At 60.2% G+C, this 5,048-nt stretch carries 7 protein-coding genes; 2 read left to right on the top strand and 5 right to left on the bottom strand.

Annotation, left to right across the window (positions count from 1 at the left end; all coding sequences use genetic code 11):
- Window positions 1-621, top strand: a 621-nt coding sequence (locus J3U95_RS27825) for a hypothetical protein (RefSeq protein WP_208281712.1), incomplete at its 5' end; no start/stop codon positions are given.
- Between the two features lie 21 nt (window positions 622-642).
- Here J3U95_RS27825 and J3U95_RS27830 read toward each other — a convergent pair.
- From J3U95_RS27830 to J3U95_RS27850, 5 genes are all read right to left on the bottom strand, one after another.
- Complete coding sequence (locus J3U95_RS27830) at window positions 643-834, bottom strand: hypothetical protein (RefSeq protein ID WP_208281713.1); 192 nt, start codon at window positions 832-834, stop codon at window positions 643-645.
- A complete protein-coding gene (repM, locus tag J3U95_RS27835) occupies window positions 831-1,640 on the bottom strand; it encodes a replication initiation protein RepM (RefSeq protein ID WP_208281714.1) in 810 nt (269 codons plus the stop codon). The genes J3U95_RS27830 and repM overlap by 4 nt, the downstream gene beginning before the upstream one ends.
- Before the next feature lie 1,215 nt (window positions 1,641-2,855).
- Window positions 2,856-3,203: a hypothetical protein gene (locus tag J3U95_RS27840; RefSeq protein ID WP_208281715.1), complete on the bottom strand. Its 348-nt coding sequence runs from the start codon at window positions 3,201-3,203 to the stop codon at window positions 2,856-2,858.
- Window positions 3,204-3,205: 2 nt separating this feature from the next.
- The gene (locus J3U95_RS27845) at window positions 3,206-3,403 is read right to left on the bottom strand and encodes a hypothetical protein (RefSeq protein WP_208281716.1); all 198 of its coding nucleotides are present in this window, start codon (window positions 3,401-3,403) and stop codon (window positions 3,206-3,208) included.
- A 6-nt stretch (window positions 3,404-3,409) separates the two neighbouring features.
- Complete coding sequence (locus tag J3U95_RS27850; RefSeq protein ID WP_208281717.1) at window positions 3,410-3,700, bottom strand: DUF8583 domain-containing protein; 291 nt, start codon at window positions 3,698-3,700, stop codon at window positions 3,410-3,412.
- A 190-nt stretch (window positions 3,701-3,890) separates the two neighbouring features.
- On the opposite strand from J3U95_RS27850, the gene mobQ reads away from it, so the two are divergent.
- The coding region (mobQ, locus tag J3U95_RS27855) for a MobQ family relaxase (protein WP_229520134.1) at window positions 3,891-5,048 on the top strand (1,158 nt) is incomplete at its 3' end.

Genomic DNA, 5,048 nt, shown 5'->3' on the forward strand with positions numbered 1-5,048 from the left:
GCGGTACGGCGTCAGGTGCAGGCTCAACCAGGTATGCAGCAGCGACTGGCCCACGCCGCGGAGCTGGAAGCGCGCGGCCAGGCCACGCTGGCCGACGTCGCCAGCATGGGCGGCGTCAAGCGGTTCCTGTACGACACCAAGGGCATGACCGAGGACGCGGAGAAGCTGCTGGCGGCCGCCAAGCTGGAGCGCGCCCAGGTCGGCAACGCCATCGAGCTGTCGCCCGAGGTGCAGTCCGCGCTGAAGGCCAACGAGCAGGCGACGCAGGCGCGCCGGCAGACGTTCGTGACGATCAAGGAGCTGGACCAGGTACTAGACCGCACCGAACGGGGATTGGCTCCCTGGCAGCGGCCGGAGCACATCTATCGCGTGCCGGAAACCGTCACCCGCGTTGTCGATCGGGCGCGCGCGATCGCGCCGGCGTCGTTGCAGGGGATGCAGGCTGCGGAGGTCGAGAGGATGATGGCCAAGGCCGTCGATGTGGCGTGGAAAGCGCCGGCCAGCCAGCGCGAATACGATGTGCGCGTGTCGCGCTTCGTGCTGCCGGCCGTGGAGCGCCGACAGCAGCAGGAGAGGGAGCAGGCCCGCCAGCAGCAGAAGGGCCAAGGCATGGAGCGGTAGTCACTCCTTGGCGTCAGACCATCAGCGTGTTTTCTGCCAGATTAAGGCCTCGTACAGGGCTTCCTGAAAGGCCGCCACCATCGGGTTTCCACTCCCATCCCTCAAAGGGAAAACGCCTCCGCCGACCTCTACACCGTCCTTGATGAGACGCAGTTGCCAGCCTCCGCCCAGCTCGGCGGGCCGGGGCGAAATTTCATAGGCGTATAGGGTCAAAATTCCTCCTGGTCGTCGGTAACTGCTTCGAGGATGCGCTGCTGGCCGGCCGCCTCCAGCTTGTCGCGGTAGGCCTGATCCGAGGGCGCGCCGGCCGTCTTGCCCTTGGTGCCCTTCTCCTTGATCTTGAAGGCGAAATCCGTGATGGCGCGACCAGTCTTGACGGGCTTGTAGCTCACTGTCAAGTCGCTGTGCTTGTTGATCTGCTCGACTGCTACCTCGATCACCTTGCGGATGAAATTGGTCGTCAGCTTGTACTCGTCCGGCGCGATCTGGAGCGTCTCGCGCAGCCACGCCATGTTCAACGTGCGGTTGCCGATCTCGCGGTGCTGGGCCAGTAGCTCGTAGATCCGCACGGCGTAGGCGCTGGTCATGTTGCCGACCTTCTCCAGCTGGTAGGACGTGAACTCGTTCTCAAGCCTAGTTACGTATTTGATAACGTCGGAGGTGAACACCACCTTGATGCGACCCGCACCATCGACGTAGCTGGCCTTGCTGATCCAGCGCGTCTTTGACACCTGCTCTTTGCCAGTGTCCTCGTCCGTCTCGTAGAGGGTCACGCTGCGGTCGTACAGGGCGTCCATAGCCTCCTTGAGCTGGTGGTAGACATGGCCCTTGTCGATACTAGGGAACTGCTTGGCGAAGGCGTCAGCCGTGATGACGACCGGCTCATTGGGGAACAGACCCTTTTGCTCTTCGCGACACCGGCAGATCGCGTACAGGATGATGCGTTGCTCATTCAGAGTCAGCCGATAGCTGGCTTCGACCAAACGATTGGACTTCACCACAAGCTCTTGTTTTTTCATCAATGGCCTATTAATTCCTTATTTGGAGAGGTAATAGTAATAGTCTTAAATACCCATGTCAACATAGGTAATAGTTAACCGCATAAAAGTAATAGTTAACCGCATAAAAGTAATAGTTGGAGCCTGAAACCCGCATGGATACTGGCTTTCCGGACGCCTAAAAGGATTTAAAAGCTACTCCCCCCGCTATCGCGTGCAGGTCGTAATGCTTTAGGCCCCCCCAAGGGGGCAGGGAAAACCGGCCCCCCCAAGGTCCGCAACGGCCGCAGACCGGACGCGCTGGAGGCGCGCCGGGTCGGGCAGGGGTGGCCCTGACGGGCCATCCTCGCTCCCTCGCCTTCGGCATCGGTCCTCGGACTCAAATCGCCCCTGCAGGCAGCTCGACGGCCGGCTAGTCAGCCTCCAGGTAGTGGCCGGCGGCGGTCGCGTGCCGGGGTTGGGGTTCCGGGTTTTCGATTTTCAGGGTTTCAGATGTAACCGGGCGTGCCGGTTTGCGAAGCAAATCGGTGCGCAAGCAAGCGGGGACGCCCGCGCGCTAAGGCGTCTAGTTAGCTTTATCCTGAGATTTGCATTTGATTTGACAGAAACAAATCCAACCTGCGACCCACCACTTTGAAAGTTTCCTTTCTTCCATTGTTTGGGCATGTATGGCTCGATTAATTGCTAATCTCATCCGTCTAAAGGCATAAGCTGCTCGGCGATTTTCTGCGAAAGTTTCTTTTTCCACTATTGTCCGTTTTGATCTTGCTGTACACCTATTCGTAAATACGAATATCTAAACAAAAGTGAGTCCTATGATGCGATAATTAAGGTTCCAAGTGCTGGTGTACCATCTAGCTATGTCTGATGAGTTAAAACCAAGAAAGCATCTTAGTTCGGATGAACTGATCGATGCTATTCGGAAACAGAGCGACCGTACTAAGCAGCTCTTGCGGGAAGGTAAGCTTCGTCGTGCAGATGCAGAGAGGCTGCGTGATCGCTTAAATGAGAGTTTGCAAAAAGATAAGGAATTTTAAGGGCGAAGTCCGGCCTTAAGACTTTCTAGCCAGCGCTCAAGCGCGAAATTTCGCGCGTCTTGTAATAGGTCGCTAAGTGTAGCTGTGCCTTCGATGTACTGCTGCAAGAGACGTAGGTGAGCGTCATCAGGTATCAGACCCTCCAGGCGAAAATTGGTGAGCATTTGTGTGACGTGCTGCTCGCGGTCCGAGCGGCTGGTCATGTCTGATCCCATACGTCCACCGTGAGCATGTGGTAGGCCGGCAGGGCAACCAGCCGTTGCCGATGGATGGTCACGTTCCAATTCTGCCCCTTGTTCGGTCCCCAGTCCTCGACCGGCGGACCGTCGATGATGAAGGGCACGAAGTCGCCGGCCGGTACCGTATAGCGGTTCGGGTAGCCGTTGAACGAGTGCTGCTCGGCCCGGCCTTCCTTTACCAAGTCATCGAGGAAGCGCATGTTGAACACGCTCGCCTCCCAGGATGCGACCAGCGGCCCCATCCTATCTTGTGATGCGTCACGCTCTTCCGGCGTGCGCGGGTCTACCACCACCCACCATCCGCTCATGTTCAGCTCCCTGTGTTCTTCGTAGTAACGACTGCACGCATTGCTTCAAAGATCGCCCGACCAACCAAGTCTTGTGCATCCAATGCTGCTTCTAGGAAGCTAATCGCGGCATCAGACGAGGAATCGTCCAGCGCTTCGCGCATGTCCTCTAATGCTTCAATGGCTCGATCCAGATAGTCCCGACATGCTTCTTTCGTCATGTACCACTACTCCGTTTGAATACTTTCTTGGCGTACAGGATATAGCCCAAACAGTGACCGGTCGTCGTCCCTGGTAAGGAACGTGTCGAGCTTCGCCAGGATATTCGTTTTCGTGGCCTCATTTTTCTCCATGTGCTCAAGCATCATGGCCCCGACCAGGACCTTGCGGCGCGTGTCCTGAGTACGAGTGCGTTTCGCCTCGGCGGCCCGCTTCTGGGCCTCCTGTTTTTGCTTGAGCGCCTTGAGCTGTTTCAGCTTCTCTTCCTGCGCCTTGATTCGTTCGTCTAGTGCTGCCATGCCGTTGCCCTTCTGTCAGTAGATGACCGATTCTACAGCGCATTAAAATTGCCGTAAAGCAAGCTATAATGGCGGCGCGAACGACCCCAGCTAAGAGCGAAAGCGAAGAGCAAGGGCGCACTTAGGAGTTGGTACTGCGTACCAACTCGTGCGCTCTGCCGAGGGCTAAAACAAAGGCAACGGCAACAGCATGGCGATTTACCACCTCAGCGTGAAAGCGATATCCCGGTCGGCCGGTCGCAGTGCGACCGCCGCCGCTGCATATCGCGCTGGGGTGGAAATCACCGATACGAGGACCGGCGAGGTACACGACTACACGCGCAAGCGCGGCATCGTGTCCGCCGACCTCGTTTTGCCGGCCGGCGCTCCAGAGTGGGCCGCCGACAGGTCGGCTCTCTGGAACGCGGCCGAGCACTCCGAGCGCCGCAAGGATGCATGCGTAGCGCGCGAGTACGAAGTCGCCCTGCCGTCCGAGCTGCCGGCCGCTGCACGTCGCCAGCTCGCGCTCGACTTCGCCCAGGAAATGGCCGACCGCGAAGGCTGCGCCGTCGATGTCGCCATTCACGAACCGAGCAAGGGCGGCGACAACCGCAACCACCATGCCCACATCATGCGGACTACCCGCCAGGTCGGGGCCGAGGGCCTGGGCGCGAAGCTGGACACCGAGAAGGCCGGCCGCAACCGCGCCGCCGACCTGGAGGCCGTGCGCGCCAGGTGGGCCGAGCTGACCAACGAGCATCTACGCCGGCATGGCATCGAGACCACCGTCGACCACCGCAGCCTCAAGGCCCAGGGCATCGACCGCGAGCCGACCCAGCACCTCGGGCCGACCGCCACGGCCATCGAGCGTCGGACAGGCCAGCCCAGCCGGAAGCGGCAGGACTTCGACCAGGACGTGGCCGAGCGCCTGACCCAAGCCAAGAAGGCCGGCGAGCTGGAGAGGCTGGGCCAGGTTCTCGAGCGGTCGATTCTCGACCTGTCGGGCGACATCGAAGCGGCCAAGAATCAGCGCATCCAGGAACAGGCCGCAGAACTGCATAAACGGGCCTTGGAGCGTTCGGAGGCCGAAATGGGGCATCGGTACGCCCGGGTCCTTGAAAACGTCACCACGGAGACGCTAGCCACCGTGCCGGGCCTGTTGCCGGCCCAGGCGATCAAGCGCGCGCTGCACCAGGTCGGGAAGGAAGTCGCCGAGGCAGGCCAGGTGTCGGACGTGGACGTGATCGCGGTACGGCGTCAGGTGCAGGCTCAACCAGGTATGCAGCAGCGACTGGCCCACGCCGCGGAGCTGGAAGCGCGCGGCCAGGCCACGCTGGCCGACGTCGCCAGCATGGGCGGCGTCAAGCGG

Origin of the sequence: Massilia oculi (genome assembly GCF_017582745.1) — a bacterium.
Lineage (GTDB): Bacteria > Pseudomonadota > Gammaproteobacteria > Burkholderiales > Burkholderiaceae_D > Telluria > Telluria oculi_A.

Excerpts from the sequence above, each read along its gene's own strand:
- J3U95_RS27845 (WP_208281716.1), bottom strand. The coding sequence starts at position 3,403 with ATGACGAAAGAAGCATGTCGGGACTATCTGGATCGAGCCATTGAAGCA.
- repM (WP_208281714.1), bottom strand. The coding sequence starts at position 1,640 with ATGAAAAAACAAGAGCTTGTGGTGAAGTCCAATCGTTTGGTCGAAGCC.
- J3U95_RS27850 (WP_208281717.1), bottom strand. The coding sequence starts at position 3,700 with ATGGCAGCACTAGACGAACGAATCAAGGCGCAGGAAGAGAAGCTGAAA.
- J3U95_RS27840 (WP_208281715.1), bottom strand. The coding sequence starts at position 3,203 with ATGAGCGGATGGTGGGTGGTGGTAGACCCGCGCACGCCGGAAGAGCGT.